Source organism: Rhodoflexus caldus (assembly GCF_021206925.1).
GTDB classification, from domain to species: domain Bacteria; phylum Bacteroidota; class Bacteroidia; order Cytophagales; family Thermoflexibacteraceae; genus Rhodoflexus; species Rhodoflexus caldus.
The window spans coordinates 1-19,820 of sequence record NZ_JAJPRF010000016.1; the positions used below are offsets into that span (position 1 = coordinate 1).

At 46.7% G+C, this 19,820-nt stretch carries 15 protein-coding genes; 9 read left to right on the forward strand and 6 right to left on the reverse strand.

The genetic code is table 11. The annotated features are described in order from the left end of the window. Positions 1-193: 193 nt before the first annotated feature. Positions 194-481 carry a TRL-like family protein gene (locus NDK19_RS14130; protein ID WP_250632551.1) on the reverse strand — a complete coding sequence of 96 codons (288 nt, stop codon included), beginning with the start codon at positions 479-481 and terminating at the stop codon, positions 194-196. Between the two features lie 147 nt (positions 482-628). Then, a complete protein-coding gene (locus tag NDK19_RS14135; RefSeq protein ID WP_250632552.1) occupies positions 629-1,933 on the reverse strand; it encodes a hypothetical protein in 1,305 nt (434 codons plus the stop codon). A gap of 257 nt (positions 1,934-2,190) precedes the next feature. Here NDK19_RS14135 and NDK19_RS14140 point away from each other — a divergent pair, with 257 nt between their 5' ends. The 5 genes from NDK19_RS14140 (at position 2,191) to fahA (ending at position 9,930) form a co-directional block, all read left to right on the forward strand. After that, positions 2,191-5,622, forward strand: a complete 3,432-nt coding sequence (locus tag NDK19_RS14140) for a ligand-binding sensor domain-containing protein (RefSeq protein WP_250632553.1) — start codon at positions 2,191-2,193, stop codon at positions 5,620-5,622. A 4-nt stretch (positions 5,623-5,626) separates the two neighbouring features. Continuing rightward, positions 5,627-6,394, forward strand: a complete 768-nt coding sequence (locus NDK19_RS14145; protein ID WP_250632554.1) for a LytR/AlgR family response regulator transcription factor — start codon at positions 5,627-5,629, stop codon at positions 6,392-6,394. 115 nt (positions 6,395-6,509) lie between these two features. Next, positions 6,510-7,046 (forward strand): hypothetical protein, encoded by a 537-nt coding sequence (locus tag NDK19_RS14150; RefSeq protein WP_250632555.1) that lies wholly within the window; start codon positions 6,510-6,512, stop codon positions 7,044-7,046. Positions 7,047-7,353: 307 nt separating this feature from the next. Continuing rightward, complete coding sequence (gene xylA / locus NDK19_RS14155; RefSeq protein WP_250632556.1) at positions 7,354-8,682, forward strand: xylose isomerase; 1,329 nt, start codon at positions 7,354-7,356, stop codon at positions 8,680-8,682. 6 nt (positions 8,683-8,688) lie between these two features. Continuing rightward, positions 8,689-9,930, forward strand: a complete 1,242-nt coding sequence (fahA, locus tag NDK19_RS14160; protein WP_250632557.1) for a fumarylacetoacetase — start codon at positions 8,689-8,691, stop codon at positions 9,928-9,930. A 2-nt stretch (positions 9,931-9,932) separates the two neighbouring features. Here fahA and NDK19_RS14165 read toward each other — a convergent pair whose 3' ends face one another. Next, the gene (locus NDK19_RS14165) at positions 9,933-10,706 is read right to left on the reverse strand and encodes a hypothetical protein (RefSeq protein WP_250632558.1); all 774 of its coding nucleotides are present in this window, start codon (positions 10,704-10,706) and stop codon (positions 9,933-9,935) included. Positions 10,707-10,825: 119 nt separating this feature from the next. Here NDK19_RS14165 and NDK19_RS14170 point away from each other — a divergent pair, with 119 nt between their 5' ends. Further along, the gene (locus tag NDK19_RS14170; protein WP_250632559.1) at positions 10,826-12,166 is read left to right on the forward strand and encodes a tetratricopeptide repeat protein; all 1,341 of its coding nucleotides are present in this window, start codon (positions 10,826-10,828) and stop codon (positions 12,164-12,166) included. Positions 12,167-12,237: 71 nt separating this feature from the next. On the opposite strand, the gene NDK19_RS14175 is transcribed toward NDK19_RS14170, so the two are convergent. The 3 genes from NDK19_RS14175 to ccoG form a co-directional block, all read right to left on the reverse strand. After that, positions 12,238-12,954 (reverse strand): sulfite exporter TauE/SafE family protein, encoded by a 717-nt coding sequence (locus NDK19_RS14175; protein WP_250632560.1) that lies wholly within the window; start codon positions 12,952-12,954, stop codon positions 12,238-12,240. Positions 12,955-12,966: 12 nt separating this feature from the next. Then, positions 12,967-13,407 (reverse strand): FixH family protein, encoded by a 441-nt coding sequence (locus tag NDK19_RS14180; protein WP_250632561.1) that lies wholly within the window; start codon positions 13,405-13,407, stop codon positions 12,967-12,969. A 74-nt stretch (positions 13,408-13,481) separates the two neighbouring features. After that, a complete protein-coding gene (ccoG, locus tag NDK19_RS14185; RefSeq protein WP_250632562.1) occupies positions 13,482-14,909 on the reverse strand; it encodes a cytochrome c oxidase accessory protein CcoG in 1,428 nt (475 codons plus the stop codon). 143 nt (positions 14,910-15,052) lie between these two features. Between ccoG and pheT the strand changes: the two genes are divergently transcribed. The 3 genes from pheT to NDK19_RS14200 are packed head-to-tail and all read left to right on the forward strand — an operon-like array spanning position 15,053 to position 19,815. Next, positions 15,053-17,482: a phenylalanine--tRNA ligase subunit beta gene (gene pheT, locus NDK19_RS14190; RefSeq protein WP_250632563.1), complete on the forward strand. Its 2,430-nt coding sequence runs from the start codon at positions 15,053-15,055 to the stop codon at positions 17,480-17,482. Positions 17,483-17,496: 14 nt separating this feature from the next. Then, positions 17,497-18,948: a leucyl aminopeptidase family protein gene (locus NDK19_RS14195; RefSeq protein WP_250632564.1), complete on the forward strand. Its 1,452-nt coding sequence runs from the start codon at positions 17,497-17,499 to the stop codon at positions 18,946-18,948. Positions 18,949-18,957: 9 nt separating this feature from the next. Next, positions 18,958-19,815: an Rpn family recombination-promoting nuclease/putative transposase gene (locus NDK19_RS14200; RefSeq protein ID WP_250632565.1), complete on the forward strand. Its 858-nt coding sequence runs from the start codon at positions 18,958-18,960 to the stop codon at positions 19,813-19,815. Positions 19,816-19,820 lie beyond the last annotated feature (5 nt).

Consider the following 19,820-nt stretch of genomic DNA (forward strand, 5'->3'; position numbering starts at 1 on the left):
GGTTTGGAATACTGATGACCTAATTTGGGCTTGTAGTATTGGTTGAAAACGTCTGCCAAGGCATTAAATTGTTCAAGGCTTAAACCTGTGGCAGCCTTACATTTCTTGTCACTTTTAAGATTATGAAAAATACTTGCCATAGTTATATAAATTTGAAAGAATCACCAAGTAAAATTAGGTAATTCACTGATAATCACCAACCAAAAGGTCTAATAGTTTCGTAAGTAACGATAATGTTCAGTACGCTTGTGTGTTTGATGTCAACAGTTGAAATTTTGGTAATACCGCCATTTTTAGCAGCCGTTCTGATACTGGCATCAGCATCAAAAAACAGTACACCAAAATAACCCGTTGCTTTTGCGGTACCTACTTTGCTGCCTATGGTGTTGCTTGTTGCATTAACAGGCAAAGTCAGTGCGCAACCGGACATCACGGCAGCAGTGGCCAATAGGGATAAGATTGTTTTGATTGTTTTAAACATACTTTTGTTTAGGTTTATTTTCCTACTCATAAGGCTTTTCGGGTTCGCCCCGTTGTTTTAAGTGGTTTCTGGACTCCACTTTTGGGTAAGCGTGGGTGGTCAGTCCACATACAGACCATTATCTTTATTCGGGGAAATAAAATCTTCTCACTCCGTCGCTACCAGCAGCACTTTGGGGCACTCTCTGATGAAATAGCGGGCGGCGGCCAGCAGGATATCCTGTTTTTGCATCTGCTCTACAGTGGTCGGCAGTTCTTCTTCTGCTTGATGGCTTTCGGGGCTGCGGAGTTGTGCCACCAACTTGCCGACTGTTTTGTAGCAGATTTTATGTCCTGCCGCATCTAACGAACAGGCAAGGTAACTGCCGGGGTATGTCTGCCAAGAATAGCCTTTGTTCTCTGCCAAATGGATACAGACTTCATAGTTGCCGCTTTGGTCGGTGCTGTCTTTCACGCGGATGTAGGTAACATAGACTAATTCGTTGTTTTTACTCTCCGCATCGTAGCGACGGATTTTCAACTCAATGCGGTTGAGCTCGTCAAGGCGGGCTTCCACAAAATATATTTTGTCATCTACTGGCAACTGGCTCACAAAAGGCAACTCAAAATTACCGGCCAAGCGGATGGGTTGCAGCACTGCCAGAGCTGTTGCTGCCGAGTCTGCTGCGACCGGGGCGAGGTCTGCGGACAAGGACACTGCTGCCGAATCTGTCAGAACGGGGCTTTCTGCCGACATCTGCCTGATAAGGCCGCTGTCCCTGTCGGCTACTGCCGCCGAGTCTGTGGGGAGAGGGTTTTCCATGGGAATTTGCGCCGTTGCCTCCGCCAATTCGGCATTTGTGGCGGCGGCCTGTTGCCGTTGCTCCACAAGGGCGGTTACTACGCTGTCGCGTTGTGCCTGCCTTGTTGCCATCATTTGGTCAAGCATGAGGGCTTCTTCGGTTTCCAATTCTTCGCCGGCTTCGTGCTGCCCCAAGGCACGGTTGTAGTTCATGATAAAATATTCCACTGTGGCGGCAAGCACGGTGCTGCGATTGATTTGCCCCCATTCGGCAGAGAAATTTTCTACGGTTTCTTGCTCGGCGGCCTGTACCATCGCGCCATTGTCAAAATGGGTTGCTGTTTGCTGTTGCAGGTCAAAGGTGGTTTCCAAATAACTGTCGGGCAGGTTTACCCAATTGTTTTTCTTCTTTTGGGCACCGAAAATGGTGATGCGCCAGCGCCGCGGATGATTGAACACGGTAGCCATGCGCCCTTTATAAACAGTTGTACCCTGCTCGCGGCTTTTCAGTGCCTGAATGTGCAGCCAGTATCCCGAACTATCTTGTGCGGAGACAATTCGGTAGCGGTACGTAACCCCTGCGTAAGGGAACTCCCGCGTGAAGTCCTGCCCAAGGGCTGTGCCTGTACCGGCAAGCAGTAGGATAATCAATAGGATAAAGTTATACTTCATAGGTCAAGTTGATAAATCGCCACAGGGAATAAGCAAAATGCTTATGTGCAATTTTAACAACTTTAAACAACTGTTGTTGTCAGGCAATTTGGTTATATAATGGCTCTTCCTTCATATAAACAAGACAACCGCTTTTTTTGATAAAATTGCTTGTCGCACAATACTATTTCAACAAAAAATCACATCTTGCAAAAAACAAGCAAACATTCAATAAATTGCAAAAACCTGTGGCAAGCGCAAAAATTTCATTTCTGACTATGAAAAGTTATATTTTACCCACAGTCGCACTTTCTCTGCTGTTGTACTTTTTAAGCAGTACGGAGCTATGGGCACAAACCCCGCCCAAATTCCACCGCCTCACCACCGCCGACGGGCTGCCCAGCAATGGTATTACTGCCATATTTGAGGATAAAACAGGTTTTCTATGGATTGGTACGGACGCAGGGCTGGCACGCTACGACGGCAAAAATATGCAGATTTTTCAGCATCAGCCTGACAATAAAAATTCCATTGCCGACAATACTATCTACAAAATCACTCAGGACGGAAAAGGCAATATGTGGATATTAACCGGTACCCACTTGAACCAATATGACCCCGTTTTACAGCAGTGGAAATATTACCCTCGTCTCAGTCCTTATGGAATGCTGGAACAAGCCATTTTATTTGCTGACCACGATGGCAATATTTGGTGGCTTAAAAAAAATGAGGTGAGTAGAGACAGTGTATCCATTGCTTATGTTTACCAATCCTACCGCGTCAAAACGGGTGAAATAAAGGACTATGTTTGTCGTTTCAGCCTGCCCAAACAAGACACGAGCAAAAAACAAAACGTTTATCCGAACCTATTGGAGTACAAAGGAGAACTCTACGCTGCAGGGGGCTTTATGAAATACGACAAAGCCCGCGATACCTTCGTGCAAATCTATGCAGGCGAAGGACTGCCTTACAACTTACGTACCTTTGCCATGACCCACGATGAGTATGGCAATGTTTATTATTTTGGTGCAGAAAGAGGTCGTGAAATCTGGCACTATGACCTTAATAATCACAAAATACAATTAGTTGCCAATAGTCCTCTTCAAAAGGATATTCCTTTTCCAAACAGGCACTATATGCAGAGTGCAGGCACGACATTTGCCGCGCTGTATGATAACCTATCCCGCAGGATATGGCTGGCAAGTTTCGGCGGCTTGGTAGAAATAGACCTTGAAAAGAAGCGCCATTTTCTTCATACCCCTAACGATTTTGATAATTTTTCTCTTCCCAACCCCCAAGTTGTTGCTTTGTTCCGCGATACGAACGGGAATATATGGGCAGGTACTTCTAACGGATTAGCCTACTTTCCTTCGCGTCCGCAGTTTTTTCATGAGTACCCGCGCATATTAGAAAACAAAATCCCACTTTCTAATTCCAACTTAACAGGCTTTGCTGAGGACAATCAAAAACGCATTTGGGTAGCTACCGCAAAGCATATCTCTTATTGGAACAAAACCGATTATGATACCCTACCTCTTCCGCCGCCGAAAGAACCGGTTTTCAATAAGTCAATCAAAAACATGTCAAACATACGCAGTATAGCCTTTTTGGAAAATACCATATACGCAGGCACTTGGGGCGCAGGCATCTATAAAATTAATCCCGACAACAGAAAAGCCGAGTATCTATCGCCCGCCCTGCTTAACGAAGACAAGGAGGATAAATTAGAAATTGAGAAGCCATTAAGTCAATCACTGCCTTTTATTAGGCAAGCCAAAACAGATGAAGCAGGCAATCTTTGGGCAATAGATTGGGGGATAGGTTTAGACCTTTTGCGCTACAACCCGCGCACGCAAACATTCAGACGGTATCTGGTTGATAGATCTAACAAGAATTGTTTTGCCGACACAAGCGGCGTAGCAGGCGGGCAGTTGATGAGTTTTGCCATCAGCCCCGAAAGAATATATGTAGGTTCGGAGGTAAGCGGGCTGTATCAGTTTGACCGAAAAAAACTTTGCTTTGAGCGGCGTTACAGTTACGATGCCGCCAACCCTAAATCTATTTCCAGCAACAAAGTAATTACGGTATTTGTCAGCAAGGCAGGAGAAGTTTGGGCAGGCACGGAAAACGGACTCAATCGCCTGAAAAAAGACGGCACCTTTGAGCGCTTCCAAAACTTCCCGAACAATTACATTGTCGCCATTGAAGAAGACAACAAAGGCTTTTTGTGGATAGCTACACAAAACGGACTTTGTAGATTCAATCCACGAGACGGAAAATACATTTACTACAACGAACACAACGGGCTGCAAAGCGGCGGCTTTAATGATAACGCCATTTTCAAAAGCAGCAGCGGCGAAATTTACGTAGGCGGCGCCAACGGTTTTAACTACTTCCATCCCGACAGTGTTATTGCCCGACAAAAGCAAACCGCGCCGCGCGTGGTGCTCACCCACTTGAAAGTGATGAACAAGGAATATGTGTCGCAAGATACGGCATTAGAGTTTCACAAGGCGATTACATTGGCACACGACGAAAACGACCTGCAACTCACCTTTGCGGCTTTGGATTTAAGCGCACCTGCCAACAACCGCTATCAGTACAGGCTTATCCTGAAAAACGACGGCTGGTTTAACCTGTTCAGCCGCCCCGATACAACATGGATAAGCATGGGTAACAATAACCTGCTCAACCTGCCCCGCGTGAGTTTCGGCGAGTATGTGCTGGAAGTGCGCGCCTCTGCCGCCCCCGACATCTGGAGCAGCGGCGAGCAAATGCTCCGCTTGTACTTAACCGTTTGCCCACCTTTTTATGCCGCCAAAGCCTTTGTTTTCGGAGCGGCGCTCTTGCTGGCAGGCGGCATTTTTGCCGCCGTGCGATACCGCGAAAGAAAAAAACGCAAAGAGCTTGAACAACGCAACCTTCAGTTACAACGAGAAGTGGATAAGGCTACCGCCGAATTGAGAGAAAAAAACGAAGAACTGGCAAAGCAAAAAGAAGAAATCAGTGCGCAGGCGGAAGAGCTTAAAACCCAAAATGAACTCATTGAAAAGCAGCGGCAAGAACTGGCAGACCTACGGACTTCGCAATCGCACGACACCAAGAATAATTACCAACGCCTTATAGAGCTGATTAAGGAAGAAATAAAGTACCAAACCGACCCTAAAGCTATAGAATCGCTTGAAAAAATTGCTACTGTCGCTTCTATTCGTGCTCACTTGTCGCGCAGAATTTATGAGGAACAAAAAAAAGATGCTACCTATCGGTACGACCTGCCTACCTACATTAATGAAATCATCTACGAACTTAGTAGCATTGCCGCCGGCAGCAATTTTGATGAGTTGCAATGGAGTACTTCGGTGGAAAATATGCAGTTGCAACCCAAAGAAATGAGCGGTTTGGAACGCATTATGAACGAACTTTACCACAATGCCGAAAAGTATTTGCGAAATTTGCCCTATGCGCCTCATATCCACATTGCCATCAAAAAAACCGATACGGGCTGGATGTTTACTTACCAAGACAATGGCAGCGGCTACCCTGAAGCCGTGCTGCAAAAAGGTGCCAGCGCACTTGCCGACCTGTACCGCACATCCGGCGACCTTTACGGAGAGATGCGTATTGCCAATAACAATGGTGCTTATTTTGAGTTAATTGTTAATAATAGTACCGATAACAAACAGAAACGACAACAACCTCAACAGGCATAGCGATATGGAAATTTTTATATTGGAAGATGACCCGCCTTTTGCCCGCGGATTGGCCGACCAATTGGGAAAATGGAACCATACGGTAGCCTTTCATGCACGCAGCTACGAAGAAGCTGTAGAGTGGTTAGCAAACACGCAACAACTACCCGATGCGGCTATTCTGGACTTATGCCTTGGCGATGAAGACAACCGCGAAGGTTTTGACGTTGCCGAACTTTTGGCAGAAAAGTATCACGTACCTTTTATTTTCTACTCCGGGCTGGACGATGGCTCTACTGCCAGATTAGTTGATCAATACGAGGCCGAGCACTTTGCTAAAGGTGATATACGCAGCCTAAAAAACGCTTTGATACGCATACAAGCCCGTAACAAACACACACCTAAACAAACAAGCTACGACACAGCACACATCCGCATTACCGACACGGAAAACCGCGGCGTAGAGTTATTCATTCCTATAGCAAAGATTGTTTGGATAGATACGCAAGCCGGCAACAGGGCATCGCGTATTGAGCTGCGCGTTACTGACGGGAAGAAAATCACCTCCTACAAAAATGGGCATACTTTGAGCAGTTTCCTTGAAGAATTAGATAAGGAATTCCCACAACTGAACCTTTCTAACGTTTTTATCCGAATTAACAAATATACGATTATCAACAAGCATTACATCAGCAAGCGCGTGAGCGACGAAATATATCTGGGAGAAAAATCTTTTACTATTGGCGACACCTACAAGGAGGAACTCAAAAAATACCTGCCGCCCAAAATCTAAGCCTTTTGCAACACCCAAATACCCCTTTGCTACAGGTGCGTATAGCGACACTGAGGGACTGCTTAATATTGAAATAGCATTAAGCAAGTTTGTTTCACGTTAACCCTCAATCGCTATGAAAAAAGGCTTTATTCCTCCCAAAGGCTTCAACACCCGCAAGCACTTGCTTGCCGATGCGCCCTATGTACGACTGTTATCCCAAAAGCTACACGCCAAAATAGCAACTGATTGGGCTGAAAAATGGCAGCCGCTTAATTTAGGCAGTTCACTTGCAGATTGTCGCGGCATCCGCAGCTACTCGGCTTTCATCAGCCAACTGGGTGATGACATTCTTGCCGTCTATAACCAACAAGGACATAACGAAAAAATAGGTATCAGCGAATCATCGCTTAAACGCCTGCTGGACAGTAAGCGCTTGCCCTCTTTCTTGCAAGTATCAATCAAAAAGATGCTGATGGCTTATATCGGTTATGCTTCGTGGGAAGAGTTCCAACAAAAACACAGCGACGAAATTAATAGTTTCCCAGCATCGGAAGTTGTGCCGTCGCTGCCTGCTCAGCAAGTGCTGTTGATTGCTGTTTCCTATACGGGTTCCGTCCGTGCCTATCGCTTTCGCAACGTAAATTACACAACGGCCACCGCTTCGGGCTGATGCCGTGCCATAGCTTTGCTTCATTCAACGCGAATATACTTTAAACCTAATAACCTGACAGGTGTCCAATACCTGTCAGGTTTAAATGCTTTGTTTTCAACAACTTAAATAAAAATTTTCGCAAAATCACGCGAGTTTTGCGATAGAATCGTAGAAAAATTTAATTTGATTCGGTATTGCACCTGTAGGGACAGGGGATGCCCGTTGCACGTCGCCTGTCCCTACAAATCTAATTGCTCAACTTCTGCGCCTTATCCATCTCAACTTTGTTAAATTTGCCTGAATCTCCACTCAGACAAATACGAAAATGATTACACTTGGCGACAAAGAATACTTCCCCGGCATCGGCGCAATTCCCTACGAAGGTGCAGACTCCGACAATCCGCTGGCTTTTAAATATTATGATGCCAACCGCGTGGTAGCAGGCAAAACGCTCAAAGAACACCTGCGTTTTGCGGTAGCCTATTGGCATTCGTTCTGTGGCACAGGCAGCGACCCGTTCGGTGTACCGACCAAAGATTTCCCTTGGGCAACCGCCTCCGACCCCATTGCCCAAGCCAAGGAAAAAATGGATGCGGCTTTTGAATTTATCACCAAGTTAGGCGCAGGCTTCTACTGCTTCCACGACTTTGACGTAGTGGAAGAAGGCACATCAATAGCCGAAAGCGAGCGCCGGATGCGCATCATGACCGATTATGCAAAAGCCAAACAGCAGGCTTCGGGCGTGCAGTTGCTGTGGAACACCGCTAATTTGTTCAGCCACCGCCGCTACATGAACGGCGCAGCCACCAATCCCGATTTTAGTGTAGTTGCTTATGCGGGTGCGCAGGTGAAAAACGCCTTAGACGTTTGCATTGAGCTTGGCGGGGCAGGCTATACCTTCTGGGGCGGGCGCGAAGGCTACCTCAGCCTGCACAATACCGACATGAAGCGCGAATTGGAACACATGGGGCGTTTCCTCACCATGGCACGCAACTACGCCCGCAAGCAGGGTTTCAAGGGCTATTTCTACATAGAGCCCAAACCCGCAGAACCCAGCAAGCACCAATACGATTTTGACGCAGCCACTTGCATCGGCTTTTTGCGCCAATACGGCTTGCAGGACGATTTCCGCCTCAACTTAGAAACCAACCATGCCACCTTGGCGGGGCATAGTTTCCAGCATGAGTTGCGCGTAGCGGCCGATGCGGGTATGTTTGCCAGCATAGATGCCAACCGCGGCGATTACCAGAACGGATGGGACACCGACCAGTTCCCCACCGACCTGTTTGAACTCACCGAAGCCATGCTGATTATTTTGGAAGCAGGCGGATTTACGAGCGGCGGCATTAACTTTGATGCGAAAACGCGCCGCAATTCAACCGATTTGGAAGATTTGTTTATTGCCCACATCGGCGGAATGGATGCCTTTGCCCGTGCACTGATGATTGCTGACAACATTCTCAAAAAATCGCCGTACCTGCAAATGCGCCAAAACCGCTATGCGAGCTTTGACAGCGGTGCGGGTGCCGATTTTGAGCAGGGCAAACTTTCATTGGAAGACTTGCACCGCATCGCTTCGGAAAGCCCCGAACCGAAACTCATCAGCGGCAAACAGGAACTATACGAAAATATTATCAATCAATACATCCGATAAAAAACCATGCAAAGTTGGCTTGACATCCCTCAAAACTCTGATTTTTCCATTTACAACCTGCCCTATGGCATTTTTTCGTACGGCAAAAAAAAGCCGCGTGCCGGAGTTGCCATCGGCGATTTCATCATAGACCTGAAACGGGCACACAAAAAAGGAGTGTTTGAGGATATCAAAATCCCCAAAAAAGTTTTTGATAAACCTGTACTGAACGACTACATCCGCTTGGGGAAACCCGTGCATCGTGCAGTTCGCGAGCGCTTGCAGGAGCAACTGCAAGACCCTACAAGTCTGCTGTTCCGCTATCAGCACAAATTGCTTGTACCGATGGAGGAAGCCTCTATGCACCTGCCCGTTGAAATTGGCGATTATACCGATTTTTACAGCAGCGAAGAGCACGCCACCAACGTGGGCAAAATGTTCCGCGGCGAAGCTAACGCACTGATGCCCAACTGGAAACATCTGCCTGTTGCCTATCACGGCAGAGCGTCTTCCATCGTGATTTCGGGTACGCCTATCCGCCGCCCGATGGGTCAGTCGCGCCCTAACGACAACGAACCGCCTGTTTTCGGGCCTTCCAAAGCAGTGGATTTTGAGTTAGAGGTTGCCTTCATCGTCAGCCGCGACACAGAACTTGGCGAGCGCATTCCTGCCGAGCACGCCGAAGACTACATCTTTGGGCTGGTGCTCTTCAACGACTGGTCTGCCCGCGACCTGCAAAAGTGGGAGTATGTTCCGCTGGGGCCTTTTCTGGGTAAAAACTTCGGCTCTTCCATATCGCCGTGGATTGTAACCTTAGATGCGCTGGAACCTTTCCGCACGCAAGGGCCTGAACAAAACCCACCCGTGCTCCCCTACCTGCAAACCGAAGGTGCACGCACATTTGATATCCAATTAGAAGTGGCCATCATTCCCAAGGCGGTAGAGGAAGAAACGGTTGTCTGCCGTTCAAATTTCAAATACCTGTATTGGAACATGGCACAGCAGTTGGCACACCACACCGTCAATGGCTGCAACATCCGCGTAGGCGACCTGATGGCCTCCGGCACCATCAGCGGCCCGACACCCGATTCGTTCGGCTCTATGCTGGAACTGACTTGGAACTGGAAAAACCCGCTCACCATGAGCGACGGCAGCACACGAACCGCTATCAACGATTTGGACGTAGTCATCATGCGCGGCCACTGCGAAAAAGACGGCATTCGCGTAGGGTTTGGCGAAGTGGAAACGCTGCTACTACCTGCGGAGTAGGCTCATTTGATATTGTCGCAAAGAAATTCACCTGTTACAATGGTTTGCTCCACTAACGAAGAGGCTTTAAACTTCTGCACAAACTCATTGTCGCGGTGAAAGTCCACATTACGAAGTCTTTTAACAGAGGCGCGGAATTCCTTGCTGATTTTGAGGTTTTCTGCGCCTGTTCCGTTTTGTAGCGCTTTGTGTATATCAAGCAAGCCGTTGATGGTTATCCGCAAGTCAAGGAAAAAACTTTCGTATTCGGGGCTGCTTTTTTTCCATGCCTCTATTTTTTTCAGGTATTCCTGCGACATGTAGTCATATTGCCGCGATTTGGCTGCCAAATCCGACTTCATCATTTCGCTTTCAAGCGCAATAAACGCTTTCAGGTATTTAACCGATTCGTCGGAGGCTTCCATTTCTATGATTTTCCGTTTGACAACGCGCATGGTTGCCGAGGAAAGCATATCCTTGGTAGCAGGCCATGCAGTCATAATAATCTCAGGCTTAATTTTTTTACCCGACAAAATGCTGCCTACGGTCTGGTAATGCTTTTGGTATTTTATCAACGAGGTGTACTGAATGGTACTGTCGCTGAGTTGGCGGTACAGCACTGCAATTGCATCAATTTCCGCACCGAGCAGTTGGGCATTAGGCTTATCAATTCCTGCTTTTTCCAATGCTGCCATTATTTTCTCCGCATCCTTTTGCGCTCGCGCCTCGCCTTGTAACATCCATACCAACAAAGCCGGCAACAGCAACAAGTAGGTTTGATATAATAGCCTGTCCATTTGTGCGTTATCTTGAGTAGCAAATTAAAGGAAAATCACAAATTTGCGGCAAACATTTTGCAACAATTTTGAATCAGATAACCTGTCGTATGCGTAAATATTTTCTACAATCCATTGCAATGATTGCATTGATAATGCCTTTTTTAACTGCTCAACTGTATGCGCAAGCCGACAGCGAATCTACGGCATTGGATTATTACATGAAGGCTGAAAAGTTCCGTACGGGCAAACGCTTCATTGAAGCCATAGAAATGTATGACAGAGCCATTAGCCTTGAAGCCAACAATTTTAAGTACTACCACTCCAAAGCGCTTTGCTACTACGGTCTGAAAGATTTGCCCAACACCATTATGACAATGGAAAAGTGCCTGCAAGTGAAAAAAGACTTTGTTCCGGGGCTTTTGCTGTTGGCACAATGTTACAAGCAATCGCAAAAAAACAATGAATACATCCTCACCTTAGACAACGCTTTCAAATATGAAACAGACATACCCAAAAAAGTTGATTACAAAACCAATATCGTAATAGCCCTGCTGCGCAACAAGGAATATGCGCGCGCCAAACCGCATGTGATTCAAGCCCGAGCACTGGCTCCCAGCGACGAAAATTTGATGTATTTGGAAGGAAAAATTCTCAATGAACTCAACGATTTTCGTGCAGCAAAAGAGATTTTAAACAAACTTATCAGCACCTTAACCGAAAAAAACCCCAAAATTACAGCCAAGTACTACTACGAAATGGGTTATGCCTGCTACAAGTTGGGTAATTTTGAACTGGCGTTTGACTATTGGAAAAACGCTGACTACGGCTATTTTAAAAATCAGATTGCCAGTTACAATCCGCGGACATACTTAGCAACGGCCATGTGCTACTACAAAATATACGACTTTGCCAAAGCCCGCGAAAATTTGGACATTGCTATTAAAATCCAGCCGAACCTGACCCCTGCCTACATGTTACAGGCAGAAATGGCAAAAAAGGAACTCAAACAGGATGCTGTTATTGCCGCCTATCAAACCGCATTGACCAACGAAAGCGAGCCTTCCAAAAAAGGTGAAATTTGCAAAGCCCTTGCCAACGCACTGATGGAATCGCAGCGATTTACGGACGTAGTCAATATTACTTCACAAGGACTCAAACATACGCCGGGCGATTATCAGATGCTTTTTTTGCAGGCAATGGCCTACTACCGTGCCAAACAGTATGTAGAGTCGCTGAAAGTACTGGAAATTATTTCAGGCAATCAGGCATTAGATGTGGAAAACCGCGCGATGGTAAATTTTGCCATTGCTACCATCTACAAAATAACCGGACAAACAGATAAGGCAAAAGCTGCCTATAAAAAAGCCGAAGCGGGAAGTTTCACCAGAACCGTGCAGTTGGAGTTGGCCGATATGGAAGGTACGCTCAAAGCCCCTGATTTTGTTGCAGAAGATATTCCGCTGCCGCAGACGCAGTAGCCTTTCAAGCCGGGATTTCGGATAAAAAAATCGGCAGAAATCTGCGCCATCTGCCGAGGTGAATCAAAGTGTTATTTTACGGGGTGGCAGTAAACAGCCTCTTTTTGGTTAGGGTCGGGCAGTTTGGGACTGATGTAAGGAATCCCCAGCCCTAAACCGCGCAAGATGAAAAGTGTAGCCAAAAGCATCGCCAGATACGGACGAACCCCTTTGATGACATTACGCACCTTGATACTTATCAACTGACTGGAAATGGCAGTGGCAAGCATCATAGGAACGGTACCCATGCCAAAACCTGCCATGTGCAACACGCCATCCGTCATGCTGTCGGCAAGAACAGCCGTTGCGCCCGCCATGTAAACAAAGCCGCAAGGCAGCAGCCCGTTCAACATACCAATTAATACGAAAGTAGCAGGTGAAGGACGGTGCAACAACCAACTGAAGCCCTTTTTGATGAAATCTGTAAGGTAGCTCAACCCCAGCCAGCGGCTGAACTTGCTGCCGAGTGTGCCCGGCACAAAATAAACAATCACAATCAGGATGCCCAGTTCAAAAGCTATCCATTGCTGATAACCCGATTTGAAAAAGGTTTCGCCGAAATACCCCAGCAGCACACCAATCAGTGTATAAGTAATCACTCTACCACTGTTATACAGAACGGCATCCCGAATTAATGCCAAGCGGGTGCTCAAATCCATCGGGATGGAGAGTGCAATGGCACCACACATCCCGACACAGTGAAAACTGCCAAGCAAACCCATCAGAAATCCACTCCAAAGGCCAATCATGACTCTGTATATTTATTGCACCTGAAATGCATAATCTTTAAAATAGCTTTTGCCGTTGCTTGTCAGTTGCAACTTGGCACGCCAATAACCCTTGGCAAGCGGCTCGGTATGAATACTTTGCCTGCCTTCTTCGTCGGGGGTAAAAGCAACTTTAAAATCCAGCCGTGCATCGGAGGGGCGGTAAAAATAAATTTCCCCTTGGCTTGTTTTTACCCATTCTTTGGGGCATATGAAAGTCAATCCGGTGGCTGTTTCTTCCATGCGAAGCAAGTTTCCCGCCTCTTTTGCATGGCTCACTGCCTCTGCATGTGCGTTAAAGTTCTCTTCCTGACGGTAATAATCTTTACTTACCATAGGTACATCGCTGCGCACGGCCACTACTACCATATACCCAATCATCATTGCAAAAAGTACAAAAGTTACCACAACTCCGTGTCCCCAGTGAAATCTCATATGTCTGATTCGTTTATGTTTGAAAGTAAATGTTTGCTATATAAACCCGGCAAGTTTTTGGGCAGCAGCCATTGCTACATAGGCCCCATAAAACTTGTTTTAGCTGTTTCCAGCAATTCATCATTGGCATTGTAAATACCGATTTTAACAGGAGTTTTCATACCTGTCAACTGACTTTTATCTAACTCGATAAAAAATGCACCATCGGCAAGCCCTTCGGCAGGTACTGTCAGCGCATCGCCTACAAGACGAATTTTGCCCTGCGGTTCCAGCAATCTGATTTGCACGGGCAAAGCATCGTGCGACTTGTTGATAATTTTGATATTGTACAAATTGGTAATGTTCCCGTTTTCATTTTTTTGGAACAACGTACCTTGTGCACGCATTACTCGCACGCCAATCATGCCACGGGTGAACAAAAAGCCACCGATAATACCCAAAAGCGCCAACAACACTACCGAATAAGCAGCCATACGCGCGGTGAATCGCTTAGGTTTTTCTGCATCGGGATAGCGACCTTGCTCGATTTCATTGCGGGAGGCATAGCGCACCAAGCCGCGTGGTTTGCCGATTTTGTCCATAATGCTGTCGCAGGCATCAATGCAGGCCGTGCAGTTGATACATTCCAACTGTGTGCCGTTGCGAATGTCAATGCCTGTCGGGCAAACATGTACGCACTGCATACAGTCAATACAGTCGCCAAGGGTGCGCTCTTCGTTTTTGCGCATCTTGCCGCGAGGTTCGCCGCGCACCTCATCGTAGGTAATCACCACCGAATTTTTATCTAACAGAACCCCTTGCAAGCGGCCGTAAGGGCAAACGACCGTACAAATCTGCTCACGGAAATAGGCAAAAACCGTATAGAATACGCCGCTGAATATCAACATGGCCGTAAAGCCAGCCAGATGTTGGCTGACAGGTTCGGTAACAATTTTGTACAATTCCTCAATACCGATGATGTAGGCAAGAAACGTATTGGCAATCAGTAGCGAAATGGCGTAAAAAACAGCGTATTTGGTGCCTTTTTTCAAGATTTTTTCGCGATTCCACGGCATTTTGTCCAAGGCTTTCTGCTGCATGTAGTCGCCTTCTATAAGGTACTCGATTTTGCGGAAAACCATCTCCATAAAAATTGTTTGCGGACACGCCCACCCGCAAAAAAGTCTGCCATAAACCACCGTAAACAGGATAATGAAGACAACCCCCGCCAGCAGCATCAACACAAAAATGTACATATCCTGCGGCCAGAATACATTGCCCAAAATAACGAACTTTCGTTCCAGAATATTAATCAGCAGCAGCGGATAGCCGTTAATTTTAATAAACGGCCCGGCAAACAGAAAAATCAGCAAAATGGCTGAAAACCAATGCCGATAACGTGTAAAATCGCCGGAAGGCTTCTTTGGGTAAACCCATTTGCGTTTACCTTTTTCATCAACGGTTGTCAGACGGTCGCGAAACGATTCGTCCTGATGCAGCAGATGGTCTGTGATATCTTTCATAGCTATTGTTATATGTCGTAAACCTGACGAAACTCATCGGGTTTATTCCATGCAAATATGATACAACCACCGCTCAAAAAAGATGATGTAGGTCATCTCCCCCATTTTTTCATAACTTTGCCATTGTTGCAAATCAATTTTTTATGAAGATTTCCTATCAGTGGCTTAAACAGTTTATCAACATAAACGAATCGCCCGAAACAGTCGGCAAAATGCTGACCGGCGTAGGGCTGGAAGTAGAAGCAATTTATCCCGTAGAAACCGTTAAAGGCGGACTGGCAGGTGTGGTCATTGGCCATGTGCTGACTTGCCAAAAACACCCTAACGCAGACAAACTCAGCCTGACTACCGTAGATATTGGCGGAGGAGTGGTTGCACCCATCGTTTGCGGTGCTCCTAACGTAGCCGCCGGGCAAAAGGTGCTTGTAGCAACCGTTGGTGCAACTTTGTACCCTACGCAAGGTGAACCTTTTACCATCAAAAAAGCCAAAATCAGAGGCGAAGCCTCCGAAGGCATGATTTGCGCCGAGGATGAACTCGGACTGGGCACTTCCCACGACGGCATTATGGTATTGGACACCGACCTGCCTCCCGGAACGCCTGCGGCGCAGTTGCTGCAATTGGAAAATGATTACGTGTTTGAAATCGGGCTGACACCCAACCATGCCGATGCAGCCTCTCACTACGGGGTAGCTCGCGACCTGCACGCACTGACAGGTCTGCAAATCTGCTTCCCCGAATCTTTTGAACACAAGGTAGGCAGTCGTCGGGAAAAAATAGAGGTCATTGTAGAAAATACGGAAGCCTGTCCGCGCTATTCAGGCTTGACTATCAGCGGCTTACAAGTAAAAGAATCGCCCGAATGGCTCAAAAAACGCTTGCAGGCAATTGGCCTCACCCCTATTAACAATGTAGTAGATGCCACCAACTACGTACTGCACGAGTTAGGCCAACCGCTCCACGCTTTTGATTTAGACAAAATTGCAGGGCGTACCATTCGCGTGAAAACTTTGCCCGAAGGCACGGTTTTCCGCACCTTAGACGATGTGGAGCGCAAACTCACCGCCCGCGACCTGATGATTTGCGACGGCAACAGCCAACCCATGTGTATCGGGGGCGTATTCGGCGGCAAAGAATCGGGCATTTCTGACAGCACGACGGCCATTTTCCTTGAAAGTGCATACTTTCATCCGGGCTATATCCGTTCCAGCGCCATGCATCATCGGCTGAAAACAGATGCAGCCTATCGCTTTGAGCGCGGAACCGACCCTAATATGACGGTTAAAGCCTTGAAACGTGCCGCCTCCATCATTATTGACATTGCAGGCGGAGAAATTTCTTCGGATATTATTGACGTTTACCCGCAGCCGATTCCGCATCGGCAATTCACGGTTAAATACAAAAACATAGACCGCCTGATTGGCAAGCAGTTAGACCGTGCGTTGATTCGTCAAATTTTGCAACGCCTTGAAATTCAGATTTTGGCAGAAGACGAAACAACTTTTACCGTTTCAGTTCCGCCCTATCGCGTGGACGTATTCAAAGATGCGGACATCGCCGAGGAGATTTTGCGCATTTACGGCTTTGACAACGTAGAACTGAAATCTTCGCTCAATGCAGACTATCTGGCGGAGTATGCAGCGCCCGACTTGTTCAAAATCCGCATGGAACTAACCAAAATGCTGGCAGCAATCGGTTATCACGAAATAATTACCAACTCGCTGACCAAACCGGCCTATGCAGAAGCGCTGGCCATGCCTGTGGAACACAATGTGGAAATTGCCAACCGCCTCAGCAGCGAACTGGGCGTGATGCGTCAGTCGCTCCTGTTTTCGGGTTTAGAAGTACTTGCCCACAATATCAGCCATCGCCAAAAAGATTTTCGCTTCTTTGAGTTCGGTAAAACCTATCAAAAGCAACCCAAAGCCGACGGAACAACTTTCTATGCAGAAAATGACCGACTCGTGTTGTTTGCTACGGGCAACCAACATTCGGAAAGTTGGCAGGTTGCCGAAAAGAAAACCGACTTTTTCCAACTGGCAGGCACGGTGCAAAAAGTGCTGCAAAAGTTAGGCGCAACACAAGCCGCCCCGCAGGAAATAGATGGAAGCAACCTGTTTGCCTACGGGCTGGCCTTTGTGATGAACAAGCGCGAGGTGGCCAGAGTCGGGTTGGTGCAGATGCAACATGCCAAATCGGTTGATATCAAGCAGGAAGTATTTTATGCCGAAATAGACTGGACATATTTGGCCGGCAAATTGAAACAACCGACATATAGCGAACTTTCCAAGTTCCCCGAAGTGCGCCGCGACCTGTCCTTAGTGCTTGACAATCAAGTGAGTTTTGACCAAATTCGCCGATTAGCTTATCAAACCGAACGACAGTTGCTTAAAACAATCAATGTTTTTGACGTGTTCACGGGCGAAAGTCTTGGCAGCGGCAAAAAGGCCTATGCGCTCAGTTTCATCCTCCAAGACCAACATCAAACCCTGACCGACCAAGTCATTGACAAAACCATGGAAAAACTGATGGGCGCATTTGAGCGACAACTTGGAGCAGTTATCAGAAAATAAAAACAACATAAATCATGCAGGTAAAAATTTTACACACCGGTGCTATTGAAAATAACGCCGACCTTGCGGTGCTGATGGTTAGTAGTCCGGAAGAGGCTTTTGCGTTTTGCTCCGGCAAACCGGAATACGACTATCTGGTGCAGAAAGCCGAAAAAGGCGACGAAGTAATTGTTTTGAACCAGTGGATGCGCAAAGTCTACTGCATCGCCGCATGGAATCAGCAAAAAGGGAAACAACTGCCTGATTATGAGCGATTAGAAAAAATCAGACGCGGAGGCAACCGCATTGCCAAACTGATGCAGGAAGACGGCAGCACACAAATACAACTCACCGTTGGCAATGATGAAACCGCTGCGCTGCTCGCATTGGCAGAAGGAATAGCCTTGGGTTCTTATCAATTTTTAAACTACCAACCTGCCAAACAGGCAAAACAGCAAACCCCGACGATTTATTGCTATGCAGCTAACAATATTCAACCTGCATTAGATGAACTTTCAAGGGTAACGGCGGCCAACTTTCTTGTGCGTGATTTAGTAAACGAGCCGCCAATGACGCTGACGATACAGGAACTTTCCGCACGTGCCATTGCAGCAGGCCAAGAGGCCGGTTTTGAGGTGGAAGTTTTGCACAAAGCACAAATAGAAGCCCTCCGCATGAACGGCTTGCTGACCGTAAATAAAGGCAGCGCCACAGAACCGGCTTTTAATATCCTGACTTACAAGCCCGCCAATGCCGTCAATGCAAAACCGTTGGTGTTGGTTGGCAAAGGAATTGTCTATGACACAGGTGGTTACAGCATCAAAACCTCCGAAGGCATGGAAACCATGAAATGCGATATGGGCGGCGCTGCTGCCGTAATTGGCGCACTGACGGCCATTGCCTCCAACAAGTTGCCTGTGTACGTCGTAGGGCTGATTCCTTCTACCGACAACCGCATTTCCTCGCACGCCTATGTGCCCGGCGATATTATTACATATGCCAACGGCAAAAGCGTAGAGGTACTTAATACGGATGCCGAAGGCCGATTGATTCTGGCTGACGCACTCATTTACGCACAAAAATACGAGCCGCAGTTAGTCATTGATTTGGCAACACTGACAGGCGCAGCCATGCGCGCCATTGGTCGCGAAGCCTGCGTAATGATGGGCACGGCACCCGACGAAGTAAAACAGCGACTCATCGCATCGGGCAGAGCTGTTTACGAGCGGATAGTAGAGTTTCCGCTGTGGGATGACTACGACCAATACATTAAATCAGAGATTGCTGATATCAAAAATACAGGTATTCCTGAGGCCGGTGCTATTACGGCAGGCAAGTTTCTGGAACATTTTACGGCATACGACTGGATACATTTAGACATTGCCGGGCCAACTTTCATCAAATCTGCCGACCACTATCGCGGCCCTAACGGAACAGGTTACGGCGCAAGGCTGTTATATGATTTTGTGAAAGGTTTTTTTGCCTGATAATCAACCATGAGCAAAAAGTTAATCCGTTTTGACTGGGCTATTAAAAGGTTGCTCCGCAACAAAGCAAACTTTGTTGTGCTTGAAGGTTTTTTGTCTGAATTATTGTTTGATGATATTAAAATTCAGCGCATTTTGGAAAGTGAAAGCAATCAACTTTCCGAAGATGACAAATACAATCGTGTAGATATTCTTACCCTCAACTCCCGCAATGAATTGGTAATTATTGAAATACAGAATACCTACGAAATTGATTATTTTCATCGCATGATATACGGCGCTGCCAAAGCACTCACAGAAAATCTCAATATCGGGGAACCCTATTCTAATGTCAAAAAAATCATATCCGTAAACATTGTTTACTTTGATTTAGGTCAAGGACAGGATTATATTTACAAAGGCACTACTACCTTTCAAGGTTTGAGGCAAAAGGATACTTTGCAACTTTCGGGCAGGCAAAAACGAACCTTCAACAGCATCCAAGTGGCCAATATTTTTCCTGAGTACTACATCATCAAAGTCAATCAGTTTGACGATGTCGCCAAAGATAAGTTGGATGAGTGGATTTATTTCTTGAAAAACAGTGAGGTAAAAGACGAGTTCCAAGCAAAAGGTTTAGCCGAAGCAAAGGAAGTATTGGATATCATGCGATTAGATAAAGAAGCGCAGTATGGCTATAACCGCTATCTGGATTATCTGCATTTGAAAGCAAGCGAAGCACTTTCTTTAAAAATAGAAGCCGAAGAAAAAATCTGGCAGGAGAAAATAAATCTGGCCAAATTAATCTTAGCCGAAGGTGAACCTGTTGATAAAATTATTAAATATACCGGATTGACTTTGGAACAGTTGGAGCAAATCGAGCAATAACGCAC